Annotated in this window: 1 pseudogene; it reads right to left on the reverse strand. The window is 67.3% G+C overall.

The window, feature by feature from the left end:
* Nucleotides 1-410 (reverse strand): annotated as a pseudogene (locus GSF22_RS34250) (DNA-directed RNA polymerase subunit beta'); the annotation flags it as partial.

Here is a 410-nt window from a genome sequence, read left to right on the forward strand (position 1 = left end):
GTCCAGATCGCGATCAGCTCCTGGGTGCGCTCGTCCTTGGTGATCAGACCGCGCTCGTACTGCTTCTGGACCTTCTCGTCCTGCGCCTCGTAGCCCTCGATGATGGCCTTCTTGGCCTCGGGCACGACCACGTCGGAGATGGCGACGGTGACACCGGAGCGGGTGGCCCAGTGGAAACCGGCCGCCTTCAGGTTGTCCAGGGTCGCCGCGACGATGACCTTGGGGTAGCGCTCGGCGAGGTCGTTGACGATCTCGGAGAGCTGCTTCTTGCCCACCGAGTAGTCGACGAACGGGTAGTCCTCGGGCAGCAGCTCGTTGAAGAGCGCGCGGCCCAGCGTGGTGCGCAGCCGGAAGCTGTCACCGGGCTGCCAGTCGGGCTCGCCCTCCTCGGCCACAGGCGGGGTCCAGCC

This window comes from Micromonospora echinofusca (genome assembly GCF_017614955.1).
Taxonomy (GTDB): Bacteria; Actinomycetota; Actinomycetes; order Mycobacteriales; family Micromonosporaceae; genus Micromonospora; species Micromonospora echinofusca_A.